25 protein-coding genes are annotated in these 20,106 nt (G+C 68.4%); 10 read left to right on the forward strand and 15 right to left on the reverse strand.

The genetic code is table 11. From position 1 onward, the window contains the following. Positions 1-85: 85 nt before the first annotated feature. Together AC3EO7_RS10635 and AC3EO7_RS10640 are read left to right on the forward strand one after the other, a co-directional pair. Positions 86-262, forward strand: a complete 177-nt coding sequence (locus AC3EO7_RS10635; RefSeq protein ID WP_166655726.1) for a hypothetical protein — start codon at positions 86-88, stop codon at positions 260-262. Positions 263-310: 48 nt separating this feature from the next. Next, positions 311-607, forward strand: a complete 297-nt coding sequence (locus tag AC3EO7_RS10640) for a 4a-hydroxytetrahydrobiopterin dehydratase (protein ID WP_435591081.1) — start codon at positions 311-313, stop codon at positions 605-607. An 80-nt stretch (positions 608-687) separates the two neighbouring features. Here the strand turns inward: AC3EO7_RS10640 and AC3EO7_RS10645 are convergent, their stop codons facing one another. Beyond that, positions 688-2,022, reverse strand: coding sequence for a mannosyltransferase (locus AC3EO7_RS10645; protein ID WP_431967965.1), 1,335 nt, complete (start codon positions 2,020-2,022; stop codon positions 688-690). A gap of 300 nt (positions 2,023-2,322) precedes the next feature. Here AC3EO7_RS10645 and AC3EO7_RS10650 point away from each other — a divergent pair, with 300 nt between their 5' ends. Both AC3EO7_RS10650 and AC3EO7_RS10655 read left to right on the forward strand, forming a co-directional pair. Next, on the forward strand, positions 2,323-3,057 hold the full coding sequence (locus AC3EO7_RS10650) for an Rv1157c family protein (protein WP_431967963.1): 735 nt from the start codon (positions 2,323-2,325) through the stop codon (positions 3,055-3,057). 304 nt (positions 3,058-3,361) lie between these two features. Continuing rightward, a complete protein-coding gene (locus AC3EO7_RS10655; RefSeq protein WP_431967496.1) occupies positions 3,362-3,718 on the forward strand; it encodes a hypothetical protein in 357 nt (118 codons plus the stop codon). Positions 3,719-4,247: 529 nt separating this feature from the next. Here the strand turns inward: AC3EO7_RS10655 and AC3EO7_RS10660 are convergent. From AC3EO7_RS10660 to AC3EO7_RS10675, 4 genes are all read right to left on the reverse strand, one after another. Next, positions 4,248-4,961 (reverse strand): DUF1906 domain-containing protein, encoded by a 714-nt coding sequence (locus tag AC3EO7_RS10660; protein WP_435591082.1) that lies wholly within the window; start codon positions 4,959-4,961, stop codon positions 4,248-4,250. 172 nt (positions 4,962-5,133) lie between these two features. Beyond that, positions 5,134-6,270 carry a hypothetical protein gene (locus AC3EO7_RS10665; protein ID WP_435591083.1) on the reverse strand — a complete coding sequence of 379 codons (1,137 nt, stop codon included), beginning with the start codon at positions 6,268-6,270 and terminating at the stop codon, positions 5,134-5,136. Between the two features lie 227 nt (positions 6,271-6,497). Then, positions 6,498-7,127, reverse strand: a complete 630-nt coding sequence (locus AC3EO7_RS10670) for a CHAP domain-containing protein (protein ID WP_431967492.1) — start codon at positions 7,125-7,127, stop codon at positions 6,498-6,500. A gap of 6 nt (positions 7,128-7,133) precedes the next feature. Next, a complete protein-coding gene (locus AC3EO7_RS10675; RefSeq protein WP_431967490.1) occupies positions 7,134-7,790 on the reverse strand; it encodes a TIGR03086 family metal-binding protein in 657 nt (218 codons plus the stop codon). Positions 7,791-7,880: 90 nt separating this feature from the next. Between AC3EO7_RS10675 and AC3EO7_RS10680 the strand changes: the two genes are divergently transcribed. Further along, a complete protein-coding gene (locus tag AC3EO7_RS10680) occupies positions 7,881-8,870 on the forward strand; it encodes a helix-turn-helix transcriptional regulator (RefSeq protein ID WP_435591084.1) in 990 nt (329 codons plus the stop codon). 4 nt (positions 8,871-8,874) lie between these two features. On the opposite strand, the gene AC3EO7_RS10685 is transcribed toward AC3EO7_RS10680, so the two are convergent. Continuing rightward, positions 8,875-10,305: an MFS transporter gene (locus tag AC3EO7_RS10685; RefSeq protein ID WP_431967486.1), complete on the reverse strand. Its 1,431-nt coding sequence runs from the start codon at positions 10,303-10,305 to the stop codon at positions 8,875-8,877. A gap of 75 nt (positions 10,306-10,380) precedes the next feature. Between AC3EO7_RS10685 and AC3EO7_RS10690 the strand changes: the two genes are divergently transcribed. Both AC3EO7_RS10690 and AC3EO7_RS10695 read left to right on the forward strand, forming a co-directional pair. Further along, the gene (locus AC3EO7_RS10690; protein WP_431967484.1) at positions 10,381-10,863 is read left to right on the forward strand and encodes a MarR family winged helix-turn-helix transcriptional regulator; all 483 of its coding nucleotides are present in this window, start codon (positions 10,381-10,383) and stop codon (positions 10,861-10,863) included. 61 nt (positions 10,864-10,924) lie between these two features. Then, positions 10,925-11,266: a hypothetical protein gene (locus AC3EO7_RS10695; RefSeq protein ID WP_431967482.1), complete on the forward strand. Its 342-nt coding sequence runs from the start codon at positions 10,925-10,927 to the stop codon at positions 11,264-11,266. A 4-nt stretch (positions 11,267-11,270) separates the two neighbouring features. On the opposite strand, the gene AC3EO7_RS10700 is transcribed toward AC3EO7_RS10695, so the two are convergent. Then, positions 11,271-12,086, reverse strand: a complete 816-nt coding sequence (locus AC3EO7_RS10700) for an AraC family ligand binding domain-containing protein (protein WP_435591085.1) — start codon at positions 12,084-12,086, stop codon at positions 11,271-11,273. Between the two features lie 62 nt (positions 12,087-12,148). Between AC3EO7_RS10700 and AC3EO7_RS10705 the strand changes: the two genes are divergently transcribed. After that, complete coding sequence (locus AC3EO7_RS10705) at positions 12,149-13,306, forward strand: DMT family transporter (RefSeq protein ID WP_435591086.1); 1,158 nt, start codon at positions 12,149-12,151, stop codon at positions 13,304-13,306. 14 nt (positions 13,307-13,320) lie between these two features. Here AC3EO7_RS10705 and AC3EO7_RS10710 read toward each other — a convergent pair whose 3' ends face one another. Beyond that, entirely contained in the window at positions 13,321-13,914 is a 594-nt protein-coding gene (locus AC3EO7_RS10710) for a helix-turn-helix domain-containing protein (RefSeq protein WP_435591087.1), read from the reverse strand. Between the two features lie 78 nt (positions 13,915-13,992). Here AC3EO7_RS10710 and AC3EO7_RS10715 point away from each other — a divergent pair, with 78 nt between their 5' ends. Together AC3EO7_RS10715 and AC3EO7_RS10720 are read left to right on the forward strand one after the other, a co-directional pair. Beyond that, a complete protein-coding gene (locus AC3EO7_RS10715; protein WP_431967474.1) occupies positions 13,993-14,997 on the forward strand; it encodes an NAD(P)/FAD-dependent oxidoreductase in 1,005 nt (334 codons plus the stop codon). Positions 14,998-15,048: 51 nt separating this feature from the next. Further along, positions 15,049-15,705 (forward strand): class I SAM-dependent methyltransferase, encoded by a 657-nt coding sequence (locus AC3EO7_RS10720; RefSeq protein ID WP_435591088.1) that lies wholly within the window; start codon positions 15,049-15,051, stop codon positions 15,703-15,705. A 70-nt stretch (positions 15,706-15,775) separates the two neighbouring features. On the opposite strand, the gene AC3EO7_RS10725 is transcribed toward AC3EO7_RS10720, so the two are convergent. The 7 genes from AC3EO7_RS10725 to AC3EO7_RS10755 form a co-directional block, all read right to left on the reverse strand. Continuing rightward, positions 15,776-16,384 (reverse strand): hypothetical protein, encoded by a 609-nt coding sequence (locus tag AC3EO7_RS10725; RefSeq protein ID WP_431967470.1) that lies wholly within the window; start codon positions 16,382-16,384, stop codon positions 15,776-15,778. Between the two features lie 258 nt (positions 16,385-16,642). After that, the gene (locus AC3EO7_RS10730) at positions 16,643-17,014 is read right to left on the reverse strand and encodes a hypothetical protein (RefSeq protein WP_435591089.1); all 372 of its coding nucleotides are present in this window, start codon (positions 17,012-17,014) and stop codon (positions 16,643-16,645) included. Between the two features lies 1 nt (position 17,015). Further along, a complete protein-coding gene (locus AC3EO7_RS10735) occupies positions 17,016-17,501 on the reverse strand; it encodes a roadblock/LC7 domain-containing protein (RefSeq protein WP_431967466.1) in 486 nt (161 codons plus the stop codon). Next, positions 17,498-18,559 (reverse strand): hypothetical protein, encoded by a 1,062-nt coding sequence (locus AC3EO7_RS10740; RefSeq protein ID WP_431967464.1) that lies wholly within the window; start codon positions 18,557-18,559, stop codon positions 17,498-17,500. The genes AC3EO7_RS10735 and AC3EO7_RS10740 overlap by 4 nt, the downstream gene beginning before the upstream one ends. Continuing rightward, on the reverse strand, positions 18,549-18,941 hold the full coding sequence (locus tag AC3EO7_RS10745) for a hypothetical protein (protein ID WP_431967462.1): 393 nt from the start codon (positions 18,939-18,941) through the stop codon (positions 18,549-18,551). The genes AC3EO7_RS10740 and AC3EO7_RS10745 overlap by 11 nt, the downstream gene beginning before the upstream one ends. 506 nt (positions 18,942-19,447) lie before the next feature. After that, positions 19,448-19,627, reverse strand: coding sequence for a hypothetical protein (locus tag AC3EO7_RS10750; protein WP_431967460.1), 180 nt, complete (start codon positions 19,625-19,627; stop codon positions 19,448-19,450). Then, complete coding sequence (locus AC3EO7_RS10755; protein ID WP_435591090.1) at positions 19,624-20,037, reverse strand: FAD-dependent oxidoreductase; 414 nt, start codon at positions 20,035-20,037, stop codon at positions 19,624-19,626. The genes AC3EO7_RS10750 and AC3EO7_RS10755 overlap by 4 nt, the downstream gene beginning before the upstream one ends. Positions 20,038-20,106 lie beyond the last annotated feature (69 nt).

Here is a 20,106-nt window from a genome sequence, read left to right on the forward strand (position 1 = left end):
ACCGGGCATCGCGGCCAGCTACAGACTACCGGCTACCGAGCGACCCCCACGTATCAGGCGCTCGAGTAAGGGTATGCTAACCATCGTGGGCAAGGTAAAAGCGAAGAAGGTTTCGAGTCTGAAACCCAAGAAGAAGTGCTGTCGAAAGAAGACGCGCTGCTTCAAATGCCCCGTCGTCATCATGCGGATGAAGAAGGCCGAGGCCGCGGGCCTCTCCGGCAAGGATCTGAAAAAGGCGCTGAAACAGGCTCGCGCAGCCTGAGTTCCGCAGATTCCGGTGCACGTTCGGCAAACGGGGTACAACCGGTATATGAGCATCCCACCGCTAACCGAAGCCGAGATCGCCGACGCGCTGGCCGGGCTGCCGAACTGGAGCCGATCCGGCGACAACATCACCCGCACCGTCAAGGCCGCCTCGTTTCCGGCGGGCATCGATCTGGTGCGCCGGGTCGCCGACGCGGCCGAGGCCGCGAACCATCACCCCGATATCGATATTCGCTGGCGGAATGTGACCTTCGCCCTGTCCACCCATGCCGTGGGCGGCCTGACCGCATTGGACTTCGGCATGGCCCGCGAGATCGACCTGCTCGCGTCGCAGTCCGAGTAGCCGCCGATCACTTCGAGTCGCCGCGTTGGACCGACGCGGTCGCCCGGCTTCGCCACGAGCGGGTGAGCGACGACGCGGAGCTACCCTGCTCGCGCGGAGTCCGCGACCATCTTGCTCGTCGCCTCGTCTGCCGACCGCTCGCGCCGCGCTCCGCACCAGATGATCCACGCGAACAGGACGAGTACACCGAGCACATCCACCGCGCCCAGCCAGGACAGCACGCCCGGCCGGGAGATCTCCCAGATCGTCGGCTGGAAGAACGACAGCACCCACGGCACGCCGATCAACATGGTCACCAGCCAGTACCCGGCCAGGATCCGCGCGCCCGGCGCGCCGCGCAGCGGGCCGTAGACCAGCCAGAGCACCGTCGGCAGCAACCAGACCCAGTGGTGCGACCACGAGATCGGCGAGATCAACAACCCGAACAGCTGCACCATGAGCAGCGTGCCCATCCGGTCGTCCGGTTCCAGCGCCCGCCAGGCGAAGAAGGCCAGCGCCGCGACCGCGAGCACCGCCGCGATCCACACCGGTCCGGATTCCACGTCGTAGCCGAGGATGCGGCTCAGCGTTCCGCGCAGCGACTGATTCCACACCGAGCCGACCGGGCCGATCCGGTCCGCGTCGCCGAGCAGCGTGCCGAAGTAGCGGGTCGCCTCGTGGTTGTTGATCAGGTAGCTGATGCCGACGGTCGCGCCGAAGACCACAGCGGACCACAGCGCGGTCCCCCAGCGCCGCCGCGCGACGAAGTAGAGCCCGGTGATCGCGGGCGTCAGCTTGATGCCCGCGATGACGCCGACCAGCCCGCCCGACAACCACCACCGCGAACTGCGCACCGCGAGCATGGCGCCGAGCACCAGGAAGACGTTGACCTGTCCGTAGTCGATCGTCGTGCGCACCGGCTCCAGCCACACGCCGACCGTCGTCCAGCCGATCGCCGCTGCGCGCCAACCCGGTTCGCGCAACCGCTGTTCGCCGACGATCAATTCCAGCGCGATCCAGACCACGCCGTACAGCGCCGCGACGGTGGCCAGCAGCCAGCCGACCGCGATCACCTTGAACGGCAGGAAATGCATTGGGAAGAAAACCAGCGCGGCGAACGGCGGATAGGTGAACGGGAGCGGGAAATCCGGCGTCTTCTCCGCGTAGGTGAAGTCGTAGAGCCGATCGGTGAGCAGCGCCGCCGAACCGTCCACGTAGACGTGCAGGTCGACCAGATTCATCCCATTGCGCGACACCAGCATCCACAGCAGCCGGGCCAGAACGGAAAGACCGAGCAGCAACACCGCCAGTCGCAGGTGGGCTGCGGCCGGACGCTGGTCCGACCGAGCGCTGTCTCGGTTCAAGTCGCGGGCTTTCGGGTCGGGGATGCGGTCACGGGCCGCGACCCGCCGGTGTCCGGTGTGTCGGCGGCAAATGCCGAAGGCTGCGACTAGATTAACCGGAGCGCCGATCTATCCCGTGCGCGCTACGCAACACCCATAACGTTTGCATCACCTTTCACATCGGCAACACCCCGCCGCACTACCGTCTGGTAACACTGATCGTCCACGGCACAACGTGATAACGACCACCGCTGTACAACTTGGCGGTCGTGTCCTTAGAGTGACCCCCGAAACAACGGATTTTTACCCGTTGACCAGATGTACCCGAGGTTAAGGACGGCTAGACCAGTGCTTCGCACCCGAGGATCGCGGATCGCATTGACCGCACTCGCCATGGCGGCGAGCGCTTCGCTCGCCGCGCCGGTCGCAGTAGCGGCACCGGCGCCCGCCCACACCGCGGTTTCGAACAGCGTTCCAATGGTGCCCGAGGGCGTTCCGGTGGACGCGATCGCCGCGCTCACCCCCGCCATCGTCGGCGCCATCGCCCGCCCTGCCGATGTCGCCGGACCGCAGTCCGCGATCCTCGACCAGGCGCGCATCCTGCTCAACACCCTGAATCTGCCGCCGCAGATCAAGTCGACCCTGGAGCGGATCATCACGTTCCTCGACGGCAGCGGCGGCGGCGGTCCCGAGCTACCGCAGGACGGCCCGGTCATCGCGCAGTTCCTGTACCCGACCATCGGCAAGGGCTGCATCAGCGCGACCGCCGACTCGATCGGCACGGCGCTCGCCGTCGCGGGCCCGGCCACGCTGCCCCCGCCCGGCCCCGAGGCCGGTCAGACCGGTTTCGTGTTCACCGCGCTCGGCACCAAGGCGCCGACGGCGGAGCAGAACCCGCCGATGACCGTGCAGTGGCTGAACCTCGACACCCGTCAGTCCGGCGTGCAGGCGCTGACCGACGAGGCGAAGATCAACCCGGACGGCCCCGCGACCCTGTCCGCCATCGTGAACACCGGCCGCGGCCGGATCGTCGCGGTGGTCGGCGGCTCGCTCACCACCAAGGCCCCCGACGCCGAGCCGCGCACCTGCTCCTTCCTGCCGACGCTCGGATTCTTCACCGTCGCTTGATGTTTCGAAGCCCGGCGGGTCGCTCGCGACCGCCGGGCTTCGGCATGTCCGGAGCCGCTGGACCCGATCGACCCACCAGCTCCACCGGACCGACACACCCAGCCGGAGCGGCCTGCCCGGCACTTCACCCGGTCGACCCCGACGAACTAGCGCTCCACTCGACCGGCTCACCCTGCGGGAGCCGCCCGCCCGGCGTCCCAGCCGTCTACGTCGGCGCGACTCGGCCGACCGCGACCGGACCGACACACCGTCGCAATCGCGGCGATATTTCGCGGCCCTGTCTCCGTTGTGGTAGACCGAAAGCATGTCGACTACCGAAGGAACGGTACGACCCCGCTCGATCCGGAGCTGGCGCTCGCGCCGATCAATCCTGTCCATCCGTTCCGAGGGCTCGATCCTGTCCATCGGATCGGCCTATTCGATTCTCTCGATCGGCAGTGTCGGTTCGGTGCTCTCGATCGGGTCGGTCGGATCGTTCGGCTCGGCGCTCTCCTCCGGCTCTTTCGCCAGCATCGGCTCGGCCCTCTCCGGCCTGTCACGCTGGTCGCTGCTGTCCTGGATGGGCAATCACGAGGCGCCGGAGACCCGTCCGAACCTGCGCGTCGTCCCGGACGACGAACCCGACCTCCGCGTCGCCCCCGTCTGCCACTGCCAGACCTAGGCGTATCTGCGCGTTCGTTCCATCCATGCGCGGGGCTGTCGCCGGACGTCGCCCGGCCCGCGCGAACTCGGCGTCCCTGCGCACTCGCTCTGGCCTTGCGCCGGGCATCGACGGACTCCGCCTGACCACGCGAAACTCGGCGTACCTCCCCTGAGCTCCGGCCATACGCAGGGTCGATCCATGGACTCCGCCCAACGACCTGAACCAGGCTCCGGCCATGCGCGGCAGCTATCGATGGACGCCGTCCGCACCCCCGAACCAGACAGCACCCATACGCGGAGGCTATCGATGGATGCCGTCCGACTGCGTGAGCAAGGCGTACCTTCGCATTCCCGCCCGCCATGTGCGGGGCATCAGCGCACTCCGTCCGCCTGCGCGCAATGGGAGAAGCTTCGCCTCCACTCCGGCCATGCGCGGGGTCTACCGAGAGACTCCGCCCAACCACCGAACGAGGTACCAGCCATGCGCGGAGGCTATCGATCGACGCCGTCCGCCTCGGCGAGCTAGGCGCTGCGCCCTCGGCTCGCACTCACCACTGCCCGTACTCGGGCTTCAGAATGTCGTTGAGGTCGACGCCGATTCCGTCGACGGCGCGCTTGTCGATCTCGAACTGGTGCAGGTGCGCGGACGGGTGGACGAAACCTTTCGGGGTGCCCCAATTGTGCTGCCAGTACCAGGAGCCCAAGCCCGCCACCTGTGCGAGGTCGATGGTCGGCGAGTTGGCGTAGACGCCGACGTTCCCCTTGCCGAGCACCGCTTCCCAGCCGAGCAGGTACGGCGCGATCATGGTCGCGAAGTCGACCGGAGTCGGGTTGTCGTCGATGGAGGCGTAGATGGGCCTGCCCTCGGGGCCGCCCGCGGCCAGGTGCAGTTCCAGCCCGCGTTCGGCATGCCTCTTGCCCGCCTCCAGTCCGCCGCGCCAGTCGGCGGTCGGCCCCTTGCCGAATTGGTAGCAGGACACGATCTTCAGCCCGGCCGCGGTGAGTTCCTCGACCTCGCGGGCGAGCAGCGGCTTGCCCACCATCCATTCCGCGCCGGGCCGCCGATCGGAGACGTAGCGGATGACGCCGACGTGCCCGGCCGCGAGAATGGCCTCGGCCGCGGGCACGCCACCGGAATAGTCGATCAACGTGCCGAGGTTGCCCGTCGCGGAGGCGGGCCCGGCGGAGCTTGCCACTCCGAGCGCGGCGGCCGCGGCGGTGTAGGCGAACAACTTGCGTCGAGACAGATCGAAAGAACGCATCGCAGGACTCCTTCGCGCAACCCCCAATTGGCTGGCAGCGTGCCCGGCGCACCTTCCCCAAGGTTCACACGCGCGCCGGGAGCCTCGAACGTGAACTCATTTCATCATATTTCACATGTGAACCGCTAGACCCATCGGACTCAGCATTCCCACTCGCCACAGGGGTTACGCGTCAGGCCAGACCGTCGATCCGCGCCGCCACGTCGATGGTTCGCCCAGCGGTGTCGCCTAGTTGCTCGCGCACCACCCGTTCCACCTGCGCGACCACCTGTTTCCTGATTCCGGCCAGCGCGCCGAGGGTGGCCGCGCGCACCCCCTGCGCCTTGAAATGCATCCGGATGTCCTCGGTCGCGGGCGGCGCCACGTCGACGACGATCAGCAGCGGATCGGCCGCCCGAGCGGTCAGCACCAGCGGGATCTCGACGTCGGCGCGGTACTTGTTCGCCTTGAAGACCTGCACGGTGATGTCCAGGCCGACGGGCAGCGTCAGGTCGAACGCGACGAGATCATCCGACGCCGCGACCCGCTCGGCCAAGCGCGGCTGCCGAATCGCACCCTGCACGGTGACAGTGGCCCGGTCCTTCGGCCCGGTTTTCAGCGGCCCCACCTCGATCGGGCGCCCGGCCATCTTGTCGACCACCTCGAAGACCCGATCCCGCGTCACGACGCGGTCGAAGAATCGGTGGCCGAACTCGCCGTAATCGATCCAGTCGAATTCCGCCTGCTCGCGGTGCTGCGACCGGGTGCCCGCGACCATGGCCTCGACGTCGAAGACCCGCCCGCTCCTCGCCTGCGGTTCGGCCAGCATGGCGTTGACCCGGTTGGCGACCTCCCGCTGCACCAGTCCCGCGATCGGGTCGAGCAACCATTCCCATGCCGATTCCACGGTCTGGGCGCGCAGTACGAAGCTCACGTCGCGGGTGGTGATGGGCGAGATGTCGATGACGATCAGCAGCGGGTCGGCGGTGCGGGCGTGCAGCGTCAGATCGATCTCGACGACCGCCTCCAACCGCAGTTTCCTTCCGCCGAGCCGCACCTTCACCGCGAGCGTGAGCGGCACCGTCACCTGGAAGACAACGTGCGGATCGTGACGGAGCACCGTGGGGTCGCCGACCTTGCCCTCGGCGATGAATCCGGCGAGTCCGGGAGGGCCGATGTTGAACGGCCCGATGGCCACGCCCCGCCCGGCCATGGAGGCCACCGCGGCCACGATGCGTTCCTCGGTCACCGCGTGGGTGACGAAGCGTTCGCCGAAGTCGGCGTAGTCGATCCAGGACGGGTCGTTCGTCGTTTCTTCGGTCGTCTGCATCAGAGATTCCGAAACCCTCACCTTTCAACGGACTACCGACACGGTACGCGACGAAAGTTTCCGGATATCCGAACGATCGGGGAACCCTGTCCTGCTGATGAGGGGGTAGCAGGACAGGGCCCTATGCGACAGCGCTGCCGGGCGCTGCCGTCTCCATACTAAGGCTCGGTGGCGGACGCGCCGAGCATCGCACGCGCCGAATGGGACAGTCTGAGCGGCAATGATTCTCAGAATCGACCGTAGCCGACGACGTCCTCCGCGTCGGCCACCCGGAACCGGTGGATGCGCACCTCGCCGAATTCGTTGCCGCCGATCGTGGTCACCTCGCCGTCGGCCGCCGTGAGCACGATGTTCGTGTGCTGGGTGAATGGGCTTTCCGGGCCGTAGAGCAGCACGTCACCGGTGCGCGGGCGATACCCGCTGCCCGCGGGCGCGAACCTGTCGGATCCCTCGTAGTACTCCTGGAGGGTGTAGACGCCGGGAATCCGCCATGACCCGGAGTTCGGGTTCGACAGCGGTCGCCCCGCCTCCCGCATCGTCCAGCTCACGAAATCGGCGCACCATGGCTCGACCAGCCCCTCGGCGTACTTCGGTCCCCCACCCGGATTTGCGAACTCGTGCTCCAGTACCTCGACCAGCCTGGCCTGCGCCGGATCGAGGGCGGACCGATCGATATCGGGGAAGACGGTGGGACTCTCTCCGATCACGGCGGGGTGATCGGAGCTCGTCCGCCACCAGAGCGCGCCCGCGACGACGGCTGCCACGACGACCGACCCCAGCGCCAGCAGCAGACCGAGTCGCGCCCGGGTTCTTTCCGGTACGGACACGCCGTCCCCCCAATCATTCTGTACGACCATTCATCCTTAGGACGAACGGCCGCCGCGAACGGTTCCCGGATCGCGCCCCAGATAACGCAGCAGTGCGGCGACCGCGTCGTCCTCGGGAGCACCGTCGACCACCGCGGCGTAAGCACCCCACTGACGCAGCGGTTCCACGATCTCCATCACCGGCCCACCGCCCGGCGCGGGATTCGTCGTGCGCGCCGCGGCAAGCAGGGCACGGGACAGCTCCTCGTCGAGCGGCGAGTCCTGGCCGGTGGCGATGGCGAGATCCCACGCGTGCACCGCCGCGTCCAAGGCGCACAGCACGGCCGCCACCGGCGTCGGGAGTGCGCCGTGCGGCAACGGGGTCGGCACCTCGAGGGTCTCGTCGGTGACGGTCGCCCACGCGGCGGCGGTCTGCTCGATCGCGTCGCGCACCAGGGCGACGGGCGAGCCGTCGATCGTCCCCGACGGGGCGAAGGGATTGGCCGCCGGGCCGTTCCCGATGCCGAGGCGCTCGGCGAAGGCGAGCTGATCGCCCGCGGCGTGCTGAATCACCTGCGTCACATCCCATTCCGCGCACGGCGTGGTCAGGCTCCACTGGTCGTCGCGGATACCGGCGACGACGTCGGCGAGCGCGCGGTGCGCGGCGGCGAGGGTCTCGCGCCAGACAGTGGTGAGAGCGATATCGGTGTGCATGGCGGGCCTTTCGGTTGTGCTCTTCGGTACTGACTACGAGCCTATGGGGCTATTAGGCTGCTTTCGTTCCTAATAGTTCGAGAGGCGATCGTGACCGAGACCACAACCCGTGTTCTGCGTCTGCTTGCGCTGCTCCAGGACCGCGCCTACTCCGGCCGGGAGCTGGCCGACCGGCTCGGCGTCACGGATCGCACGCTGCGCAACGACATTCGCAGGCTGCGCGACCTGGGCTATCCCGTGCACGCCGAGCGCGGCGCGATCGGCGGCTACCGGCTGGGACGCGGCTCCACCATGCCGCCGCTGCTGCTCGACGACGACGAGGCCGTGGCGGTGGCCGTGGCGGTCGGGCTGGCCGAGGACGGCGCGACCGGCATCGCCGACATCACCGAGCACGTCGGCCGCGCGCTGGCCAAACTCGAACAGATCCTGCCGAAACGCTTGCAGCGCAAGGTGACCGCGCTGCGCAGCGCCACCGCGATCGGCCCGGCGACCACCGGCTCGCGCGAGCCCGACGCACCCGTCCCCGCCGAGGTGCTCACCGTCCTGGCGGGCGCGATCCGGGACGGCGCGGCGGTGCGGCTCGACATCGTCACCGCCGCATCGGAATTCGACGGCCCCCTCGAGGCCGAGCCGTATCGGCTGATCAATTGGCAACGCCGCTGGTACCTGGTCGCCTACGTGCTCGACACCCACACCTGGCGCGCGATACCCGTCGCCGGGGTGCGCCGGGCGGCCGCGACCGGCCGCCGTTTCGGCGCCCGCGCACTGCCCGACGACGACCTCGTCGCCTTCGTCATGCGCGATGTCGCGAGTACCGGGTGGCGGGTGCACGCCCAGGTCACGGTGTTCGCCCCGGCCGAGGTCGTGCTCGCGAGGATCAATCCCGCGGTCGGGGTGGTCGAGCCGGTCGACGAGAACAGCTGCCTTCTCCATACCGGCGCGGACGCGCTGGAGACCATCGCCATCTATCTGAGCATGCTGATGATGGACTTCCGCGTCGACGGCCCGCCGGAACTCGTCGCGCACCTGCGGACACTCGCCCGCCGCTATACCGAGTCGGTCCGGGACGCGCCGGTCTGACGGGTCAGTCCTTCTTGCCCATCGGAATACAGGCCGTCAGCGCGATGCCCGCCACCGCGGCCGCCATGGCGATGAAGAACGTGGTGTGGAAGCCGTCGCGGGAAGGCAGCAGGTGCGCGCCGAGCGAGATCGTCATGTGCGCGAGCACCACGCTCATCACCGCCGAGGAGGTGGAGGTGCCGATCGAGCGCATGAGCGAGTTGAGCCCGTTGGCCGCGGCCGTCTCCGTGATCGGCACGGCGCCCATGATCAGCGCGGGCATCGCCGCGTAGGCCAGGCCGACGCCGCCCGCGACGATCACGGCGGCGAGCATGATCTGCCAGACGCTGTTCATCAACAGCACCGCGCACAGGTAGCCGACGGCGATCACGGCCGATCCGAGCATCAGCGTCAGCTTCGGCCCGCGCGCGGCCGACAGCCGCGCCGAGACGGGCGAGAGCGCCATCATCACCAAACCGGTTGGCGCGAGGGCCAATCCGGCGTTGACCATGGACAGCCCGAAGCCGTAGCCGGTCTCCTCCGGAGCCATCAGCAATTGCGGGAAGGTCAGCGACATCCCGTACAGCGCGAAGCCGACGGCGATGGATGCCATGTTGGTGAACAGCACTCGCGGCCGCGCCGAGACCCGCAGGTCGACCAGTGGTGCGCGCTGCCGCAATTCGAAGAAGCCCCAGCCGAGGAAGACCACCAGCGAGACCGCGAACAGCGTGAGGATCGAGGCGCTGGACCAACCCCAGTCCGCGCCCTTGGTGATCGCCACGAGCAGCGCCAACAGGGCGATCGACAGTCCAACGGCCCCACCGAAATCGAAACGAGCCGGGGTGCGCACCGGCGATTCCGGCACGAAAACGAAGACCAGCGCCGCGCACAGCACGCCCAGTGCCGCCGAGGTCCAGAACAGTACGTGCCAGTTCGCGTTCTGCGCGATCGCCGCGGCCACCGGCAGGCCCACCGCGCCCCCGACGCCGAGCGTCGCGCTCATGATCGCCATGGCCGAGCCGACCCGCTCGGCGGGCAGTTCGTCGCGCATGATGCTGATGCCCAACGGAATCGCGCCGACGGCGGCGCCTTGCAGCGACCGACCGATGATCTCCGGCAGCAGCGAGGAGAAGCTCGCGCAGACCACCGAACCGGCGATGAGGGAGAGCAGGTTCGCGAACAGCACACGGCGCTTGCCGAACATGTCGCCGAGGCGGCCGCTGATCGGCGTGAACACCGCGCCCGCCAGCAAGGTCGCGGTGATCACCCAGGACGCGTTGGACGCGGAGGTGCTGAGCAGCGTCGGCAGCGCGGGAATGATCGGGATGACCAGCGTCTGCATCAGCGAGACCACGACGCCGACCATGCCGAGCGTCGCGATGAGCAGGGCGGAGGTCGGGCGACGCCGGGTCTCGGCGCCCGTGACGATCGAGGACGCCTCGGCAGTTAAGGACATGGATGTGTACGCTACACATGGTGTGTATGCTGCACAATTTGGTAGAAGAGTGATCCGCGCGACATAGTGAGTGCCATGTCAGACCGGGAACCCGCCGACCACGCAGCGCTCACGCGCCTCGTCTTCGAGCTCACGCTGCTCTCCCGGCACTTCCCCGCCTCGGTGCTGCGCCGCCCCGGCTTCCAGCTGGACCGCTCGGCCTTCCTGATCCTCACCAGGCTCGAAATCGACCACCCGCTCAGCCTGCGCGAACTCGCCGACGCCTTCCGACTCGACGTCTCCACCATCAACCGGCAGGTCGGCGCAATGCTGAAACAAGGCTTGGTGGAACGGGTTCCCGACCCCGACGGCGGCATCGCCCGCAAGATCCGCACCAGCGCCAAGGGCATGGATCTGCTCGCCGCCGACCGCGCCCAGAGCCACGACGGCATCGGGGCCGTGGTCGCCGAATGGTCCGAGCACGACATCGATCAGCTCGGCGTGCTGGTCGCCCGCTTCAACGAGTCCATCGAACACATGGAGCACAATCCGTGGCCGCGACCGCCCGCGGCACGCTGACTTCTGGACCGACTTCGCCGAATCCACGGCACGGCGCCGCGTGGCCGTTAAGCTCCCGACGATGGGAGAACTTCGGCATTCCCGGCGCCCCCGCACGGTCCGCCCGAGCTGGTTCGCCTGGGACAACTACCTGATCGGCGTCGTCGGCCTCGCCTTCGCCGTCGCGTTCGGCACGGCGGCCGCGATCCTCGCCCAGGCGGGGCACCATCCGCCCGCCATCGCGGTCGCGGCGTTCGCGGTGCTGTTCGCCACGCCCGCCGCGGTGCAGGCGATCGGCGAACTACTCGCGGGGCTGCTGCTGGTCGGCATGCTGCTCGGTTCGATCCTGCTGCTGCCCGCGCTGCTGGTGAGCCCGACCGTGCGCCGCTGGGCGAAGCGGCGGTGGGCGCGCGCCACAGCCTGACCGGTCAGCCCGCGCGCGAGTACACGCCAGGCGTGATGCCGTAGCAGCGACGGAACCAGCGGGTCAGGTGCGCCTGATCGGCGAAGCCCGCGGCCACCGCCGCCTCGGCGACCGGACGGCCCGCCGCGATCAGCCGTCGCGCCGCCCGCAGCCGCAGGATGCGCTGGTAATCGCTCGGCGCCAGACCGTAATTCGCGCGAAAGGCCCGGTAGAGCGCGAAGCGGCTGGCGCCCGTCGAGGTGACGAGATCGTCCATCGACAGCGTGTCCAGATAGCGCTCGTCCAGCACATCGCGCACGCGGCGCGCGATCGCGCCGTTGCCGCCGCCGATCACCGTTCTCTCGCGCGGGGTGCGCGCGCCGCGCTGCACCAGCGCCGCGACCGTGGCGGATAGCGCCTCGTCCCTTGCCAATTCGGTGGCGTGCGAGGTGAGACTCGCGTACAGCCTGCCGAGCGCGCCCGCCAGCAGCGGGTCGTGCAGCACGGGTTCGGCAAAGAGCGGCAGGCCCGCCGGACGACCCGCCCGGTCGGACAGCAGGTCGGTGATCAGCTCCGTGCCGATGTGCACGATCCGGTAGGTGAAGCCCGCCTCGGTCGCGCTGTGCCCGTCGTGCGGTTCGTCCGGATTGAACGCCATCACCATGCCCGCTGAGCTGACCCTGGCCGCGCCGCGGCAGTCGAAACTCTGCGCACCGAAATCGGTGAGCCCGAACGAGTAGGTCTCGTGCGCGTGCGGGTGATAGACGTGCCGCTCGAAATGGGCGCGCATCACCTCCACCGGGCGATCCGGCATCCGCCGATATTCGACCCATTCGCTCACGGCTCCATTCTCACCGCACCAGCGTTCAATACCTCGGGGCGGCCCGCGCGGAGTATCGAACCGTGCGTATCCGTTTGCTGTTGATCCTGGTCATGGCCCTGTGGGGCAGCGCGTTCGCCTCGTCCAAGGCGGCCGTCGGCGATGTCCCACACGAGGTGGCGGGCTTCCTGCGCTTCCTCATCGGCGCCCTCGTCTTGCTCGTGGTGTTGCGCGCGCCCCGGCTGCCCGCCGCGGAAGCGCCGCGCGTGGCCGGTCTCGGCATGGTCGGCGTGTTCGGCTACAACGCGCTGTTCTTCCTCGCGCTCTCCCTCGCGCCCGCCGCGGACGGCAGCGTGATCGTGCCGATGGCCGCTCCGGTCTGCACGGTCGCGGTGAGCGTCCTGCTCGGGCGCGTGCGGTTGTCCGGTGCGCGACTGCTCGGGCTGACGCTCGCCGCGGTCGGCGGTGTGGTCTTCTTCCTCGGCATTCCCGACTCCGGCGACACCCGCCTGCTCGGTGACCTCCTCTTCCTCGGCGCCGCGGCCTGCTGGTCGGCCTACACCCTGCTCGGCTCGCCGCTGCTGAGCCGGTTGCCCGCAGCCACCGTCACCGTCTACGCGACCGCCGCGGGCGCCACCGCCCTCGGACTGCTCGCCGTCCCCGCGCTCGCCGACGTCCGCTGGTCGGAGCTCGGCCCCGAATTCTGGCTCAACCAGGCCTATCTCGGCGCGCTGCCGACCGCGCTCGCCTACGTGCTGTATTACCACGCGGTCGGCCAGGTCGGCCCCACCATGGCGACGTCCGCCATGTTCCTCGTCCCGGCCTTCGGATTGACGTGCGCATGGGTGCTCCTCGGTGAATCCATCTCACCACTGCAAGGGATCGGAGCGGGGTTGATGCTGGTCGGAGCGTGGATGAATACGCGTCTCGCGGTGGACGATTCGGGGCCGATGCCCGCAGATCCCGCTCCGTTGGCGACGGATTCCGCACCGTCAGCGGTCGCATCCGGCAGCCCGGTGCTCGAATCGAGGGATACCGCCGCGATTTTCGACGCTGCCGCAGCCGATGTCGACGCACGGGCCGAATCCGTCCGAGCCGCAGCCAACGGCACCCGACCAGCTGTCGATTCGGCCTTGGCAACCGAACTGGTCCCGGCCGAGTTCGACTCACCCCTGCCCGGTTCCAACGTGGCAGCGGGCGAAGTGGATTCGTCGCATGGACCGAGCCGGCCCGCGCACTGAGCGACGGCCGAGCGTTACCCCTCGCGTTTCGATTTCGAGCGGGCGCGGAGGTGGGCGCGTTCGCCCTGTTTGCCGAAGAGGCTGAGGAATTCGACGGGTTCGCGGTCGGCGGCGCCGAACCAGTGGGGTATGTGGGTGTCGAATTCGGCCGCTTCGCCGGGTACCAGCACCAGATCGTGCTCGCCGATGATGGCGCGGAGGCGCCCGTTCAGCACGTAGAGCCATTCGTAGCCCTCGTGGGTCTGGAGGCGGGGTTCCGCGCCGGGGTCGGCGGGCTGGAGGACGATCTTGTAGGCCTGGATGCCGCCCGCGCGACGGGTCAGCGGAACCATGGTCATGCCTTGCCGGGTGAGCGGCCGCAAGTGGACGCGCGGATCACCGGTGGGTGGTGCGTCCACGAGTTCGTCCAGTGTGACGCCGTGCGCCCTGGCGAGGGGCAGCAGGAGTTCCAGCGTCGGGCGGCGGTCACCGGACTCCAGCCGGGAGAGGGTGCTCACGGATATCCCGGTGGTCGCCGAGAGATCGGCCAGCGTGGTTTCGCGCTGCCGCCGCAGGGCACGCAGTCGGGGACCGACCGCGTCGAGTGCTTGGTCGAGATCGTCGTCCATGCGACCAGCTTGCCAGATTGGCAAAGAATGTTGCCGTCTCCGCGGATGTACTCGCATAGTCGTCGCCAGGAGGTGGTCATGGTGACCGATCAGCGGAAAGACAGCTACGACGTGGTGGTGATCGGCGGCGGCGCCGCGGGGTTGAGCGGCGCGCTGATGCTCGGCCGATCGCGCCGCTCGGTGCTGGTGGTCGACGCTGGCGCGCCGCGCAACGCTCCGGCCGAGGGCGTGCACGGCCTGCTGGCCAGGGACGGCACGCCGCCCGCCGAATTGCTGGAACGCGGCCGCGCCGAGGTGCGCGCGTATGGCGTTCAGCTCGCGTCCGGCGAAGTGCGCGGCGCGGACCGCGACGGCGACGGTTTCGTCGCGACTCTGGCCGACGGCCGGACCGTTCACGCCCGCAGGCTGCTGGTCACCACCGGCTTGGTCGACGAACTGCCCGACATTCCCGGCCTGCGCGAACGCTGGGGCCGGGACGTGGTGCACTGCCCCTACTGCCACGGCTGGGAGGTGCGCGATCGGGCCATCGGCGTGCTCGCCACGGGTCCGATGTCGGTGCACCAGGCGCTGCTGTTCCGGCAGCTCAGCGCCGACATCACCTTCTTCGCCCACACCACGTCACCCACGCGGGAGGAGACGGTGCAGCTGGCGGCCCGCGGCGTCAGGCTGGTCGAGGGCGAGGTAACGGGACTGGAGATCGCCGAGGATCGCATCACCGGCGTGCGCCTGAGCGACGGAACGGTGATCGACCGCGAGGTCGTCGCGGTCGGGTCGCGGATGGTGGCGCGGGCGGATTTCCTCGCGACGCTCGGGCTGCGCCGCTCCGAACATCCCATGGGCGAGTTCATCGCCGCCGACCCGACCGGCCGCACCGAGGTTCCCGGCGTGTGGGCGGCGGGGAACGTCACCGACTTGGCCGCCCAAGTCGGCACGGCCGCCGCCGCGGGCGCCACCGCGGCCGGGCACATCAACGCCGATCTGGTCGCCGAGGACACCCGAAACGCGGTCGCCGCGTATCCGTTCGCACTCGACATCGAAGCACTCCTGTGCGAGGCGGCAGGCGACGGCCGCCACGGCCTCTGAACCACGAAGGAACACAGAGTGCTCACCTGCCGGTCGGCTACCACCAGGAGTTTGCCCGATGGCTCACTCCCAGAACTGATTAGGATCACCGTGCCAGAACAACTCGACCACGCCTTCTGGGAAGCCCGCTATCGCGCCCACTCGACGACCCCGCACCCGCAACCCAATCCACACCTCACGGTGGAGGCGGCGAACCTGACCCCGGGCCGCGCCCTGGACGCGGGCTGCGGCGAAGGCGCGGAAGCCGTTTGGCTCGCCGCACACGGCTGGCGTGTGACGGCAGTCGATTTCGCCACCGCCGCCCTGGATCACGCCCGCGAGCTGGCCGACCTCCGCGGGCCCGAGATCTCCGGCCGAATCGATTGGCTGGCAGCGGATCTGACGGAGTGGACGCCCGAGGAGAACGGCTACGTCCTCGTTTGCTCGCATTACGCCCACCCCGTCACGGGAGCCGAAACCTTGCTTCGCCGGCTGGCTCCTGCCGTCGCCCCCGGCGGCACGCTTCTCATCGTCGGCCACCATCCGTCGGACGCGCACTCCGCCACCCACGCGACGGGCGTGCACGTCAGCGCGGAGGATCTGGCGGCAGCGCTGGAACCCAACCGCTGGGAAATCACGGTGGCGGAGACGAGATCTCGCACGATGACCCACGGCAGTCACCAGATCGAGCTTCACGACACCGTTCTGGTGGCGAGGAAGCAACGCTGAGGTCCGCATATCAGTAAGGTCGCCGCGGCCAGCCAGTGCTCCTTGGGCAATGGCCGGTCGCGCAGCTGTCCTACTTCCGCGCCGACACCAGCATCGGCTCGTGCAGGTCGAAGTACGTGACCTCGCCCATGAGCCTGCGCTCCTCCTCGAGCAACGGCCGAAGATCGTCGGGAATCTCGATCTTCTCGTGCTCGCGAGCCTCGGCTTCGGACCTGAAATACACCGCCTCGACGTACCCGTCGGCGCCGTAGGTCGACAACGTGCCACCGAGAATCTCTGGGCGCAGTTCGTGCAGACGATCACCCGTCTGCGTGTGCAGTTCGCGCATCCGGCGCCCATCGGCTGTATGGCCCTCCATGATCTGCACGAAGCCTGCCTCGTCAGAGCCGCCGCTCATCCACTGCGTCACCTCCGGGCAGTCCATGAAGGTGACCGGCCCGTCGAAGCACTGCTCGGTCTCGGCCCACCAGGCGCCCTGCTCCGGGCGCGCGCTGTTTCGTCGCGCCGCGTCCTCGGATTCGAAACGGGCAAGCGCGATGAATGTGCCGTCGTCGCATAGTCCGTACGTTGTGCCGAGGTATCCGACAGCCCCCGGTTCCAGTTCTGCTGTCCACCGATCCATGCACCGACTGAGCCGGTCGGCGTCGGACACTTTGCCTTGAATCACCTGGATGAACATCTGGTCCTCCTCGCGTGGAGCAATCACTCCGCGAATGGCGCGGGGTCTATGCGTAGTGGTCCACCGAGCGCGTGAAACCGCACGGCCCACACACGCCGCCGCCGCACCGTCAATCGTTCGCCGCCCGCCGGGCCCGCGCAAGTACGGTCGCCAGTTACACCTCCGCCACCCCTGATGCTCGGCTGACAACTGCGAAAACGACACTTGCACCCCGCACCGCGACCTCGCCCAAGGCCGGCGCGAGCCCTGGGCGGCCGATCAGACCTCCAATTCCTCTTCGATACCCCTGAGGTGGTGCCTGGCCAGCGCGAGGTTCGCCCGGCCACGGTCCAAGGCGAGGTAGAGGAACAGGCCTTTGGATTTTCGGCCGGTCATCGGCCGGATGATGTGGTACTGGCCGGACAGCGTGATGAGGATGTCCTCGATGTCTTCTTTGAGGTTGAGTTGTTCCATGGTGCGAAGCTTGGCGCGCACCACCTCGGTGTTGCCCGCCGCGGCGATTTGGAGGTCCAAAGCCTTGGAGCTGCCGAGCATTCCGAGGGCCATACCGCTGTTGTAATCGACGACGGCGGCGCCGATCGCGCCGTCGATCACCATCATGTCCTTCAGAGCCAGATCGAGATTCGTCATTTCATTCCTTTCGATGGGTGTGCGTTGCCCGGTCCCTGCCGGGCTTGTTCGCCATCGCCGCCAGATGGTCGGCGATCGCGCGGGCCACCGGGCGCGACTCCAGATGGAGCCGGCCGACGTTCACTTCGGATCCGGCCAGTACGGTCAGCGAGGCCCAGCCCGCCGAGTAGATCACCACGTACCCGTCGGTGCCGCGCACCACGACCTCGTGGAATCCGCCGCCGTTGGCGGTGGCGGACAGCCGGTACGACAGCGCGAGATGCGAAGCCGACAGCGCTGCCATTCCGTCGGGTTCGATGTGTGCGGGCAGGTCGTGCGCGATCAATAGACCGTCGCCGGACGCGACCAGCGCGCCGGTCAGCTGTGGCACCCGATCCCGCAGCATCTTCAGTTCCGCCAGCACCGCCGCGGTCGGTCCGGGTCCGGACATCGCCACCTTGGTCAACCTTCCCATCCATTCGCCGAACAATTTCTTTCGCGCGGTCACGCAAGCTCCTCCAACGCCGCCCGCAGGCGAACCAGCACGTCGCGGTCCACGGGCTCCCACTGTTCCGCCGACGGCGGCGGGACCGTACGCACCCGACGGCGTAGGGGCGGGACGGTGGGCTCTCCTGGCGCTACAGGCGTCATGCGTGGCGCATCGGGATCGGCGATTACCGCAGGTCCGGCCACCGCGAGCGCAGCGGATTCCGCTAGCCTCGAGTCGGTGCGCGCGGCGAGCACCGCGGCCTGCACCTCGGCCGAGTCGGCGGATCCCGGCTCGGTGAACATCGCGGGCTCGGTGACGCGCGGCCCGGTCAGCTTGGAGTGCTTGCCGTTTCGCGACTCGATGCGCGCGGGAGGCCCGACCTCTCGCGGTCCGCTGTGGGGGGCGAATCCCGCGCCCCACGGGGCGGCGTGCCTGCCGGGCTCGACGACGGCCGGGCCGGGCGGCTCGAGCAAGCCCGCCGCGGTCAATTCCCGCACCGCCTCCAGACATCCGTACGTGGTGCGGCCGAGGTCACGGGCGATACCCGTGATGCTGCGCTGGGTATCCGCCGCCGCGAGCACCTCGGCCTGACCCGCGGTGAGCACCACGTGGCGGCGCCGGACGCGGCGCACCGGCACCACCGGGACGCGGTCCACCAGGTCCGCCGGCCACGGCCCGGACTCCGGATCGCCGCGCCGCTCGCATTCCTGCACCAGCGCGCGCGGCGTGATGTGGCAGACCGGCGCGAGCCAGTGCGGTGGCGCAGGCCGGAATTCGGGGACGGCGGACGACGCGAACAAGAAGTAGGCCGCATCGTAAACCGATAGCAGCGCAAGGGTTTCCAGTCGCGGCCGCGCCAGCACCTGCCCGGGATCCCCGGCACCCGCCCGCCGCCAATCCTCCGCTGTCGCCACGCCCGCCTCCACCACCAGCCGGTCCAGCCCGGTCGTTCTGCGGCAATCGGCGGAGGCGATCACGCCACCGGTGAGATGAAATGCGCCATCACCGGCGCGTAAGACACCCGTACTCCCTTCCTTTTCCAGCCGCCGCAGTTCGACGGCGAGGTCAACGCCCATAACCGTCCTCGGCGAATTCCGCGAGAATCGCCCGAAGCTGATATCGAGCCATCGCCAGATTGCCGGTGTCGACTTCACACAGCACGTGCACGAAAAGCCGGCCGTCGAAGTCGCCGTCCACCAGATTCAGCAAGTGAAATCCACGGGACCCGGACACGATGATCTCGGTGAGATCGTCACCGTCCCAACCGGTCGCCAGCGCCGAGCAGCCGAGCACTGTACGAACCACATCCGTTGTGGCCGCAGCATCTTCGTGCTGATCGACCAGATCGTGCTGCCCGGCCGCCGCGATCGCAAGACCACTCGCCCCGTCCACCATTGTCACGCTGCGCGCACCCGGAATGTCCATGATGCGTTTCAAGCAGCCCTCGATACCGATCACCGTGCCACCGCTTGTCTGTGAGGGTTTTAGCGAGTCCCGACGCTACACACGGCCCGGGAGCTGTGTACAGCTATCGACGGGAAATTTCTCAGCACACAACGCATTTCCCCCGGATACGCGAAAAGAATACCCTCCGGTATTTCAAACCTACCGGTAGTTAATGGACTTTAGTCATTTCGCGTTGCGTAATTAGGTTGCCCACAATGCGGAAGACTCACGATGCACGATTCATGTCGCGCCCACCTCCCCGAGCAGCTACCATCGCGCATCCCGCCGAGTGAACATCGTTGCCACCGAACGCCTTCGGCCTTCGCAAGGCAGGGTGAACTCGACAGCCTCGGAACTCGCCGCGGCACCGAGGCGCGGGGACTGAAGAGAGTCGACCGGCCAGTCCGAACGACGCCGATGAGGCGGCCTCGCAAAGGAATTGGAGGTATTGCTCCAAATGACTTCGAACACACGGGACGACGACCGAAGTCAGTCGTCGTAGTGCCCACCCACAGCGATCACGACCAGTTCGTTATCGGTGACGTAGAGTCGGAGCGGTTGTGGCAGCCGCGTGTTTCGCGTCGTTCCAGGGCAACCTCCAACGTGGCACGGGCCGCGATCGCCGACGATTTCAGATCGAACGCGTGCGGCAGATCCTGGAATCCGGCGGGATCGGGATGCACGCCGATGTTCGTCATCCGTCGCCTGCGAACGCGGTGCGCGGGTAGGTGTGCGCACCGAAGAATCGCTGCGAGATCTGCCCGTCGGACTCGCGAGCGAACGGCATTCCCCACCGCTCCAGATCTTCGATTCCGCGAGCGGCATTCTCGGTGACGACCTGCACGATATCCGGGCGGGCCAGCAGATAGCTCTCCGTGATCGTGTCCGCCGCGTGTTGTTGCCAGCTGTCCTCGGCATCGATCGTCGACAGTGCGGCGTTGATGCCGCCCGCGGCGAGCGTGGTGTGCGCGTCCGCCTTCGGTCGCTTGCCGAGCACGAGCACGTCCACACCTCGCTCGGCCAGCTCGATCGCCGCACGCAGGCCCGCGCCGCCGGTGCCGATCACGAGTACCGACGTCGCGATCTGACGTTCGGCCGAATGGACCATCGATGTCTTCCCTTCGAAGTGGGAGGGGCGGTGGGGGGGGGGGGGGGGGGTGGCCGACCCCCCCCACCC

It is taken from the genome of Nocardia sp. bgisy118, from assembly GCF_057708605.1.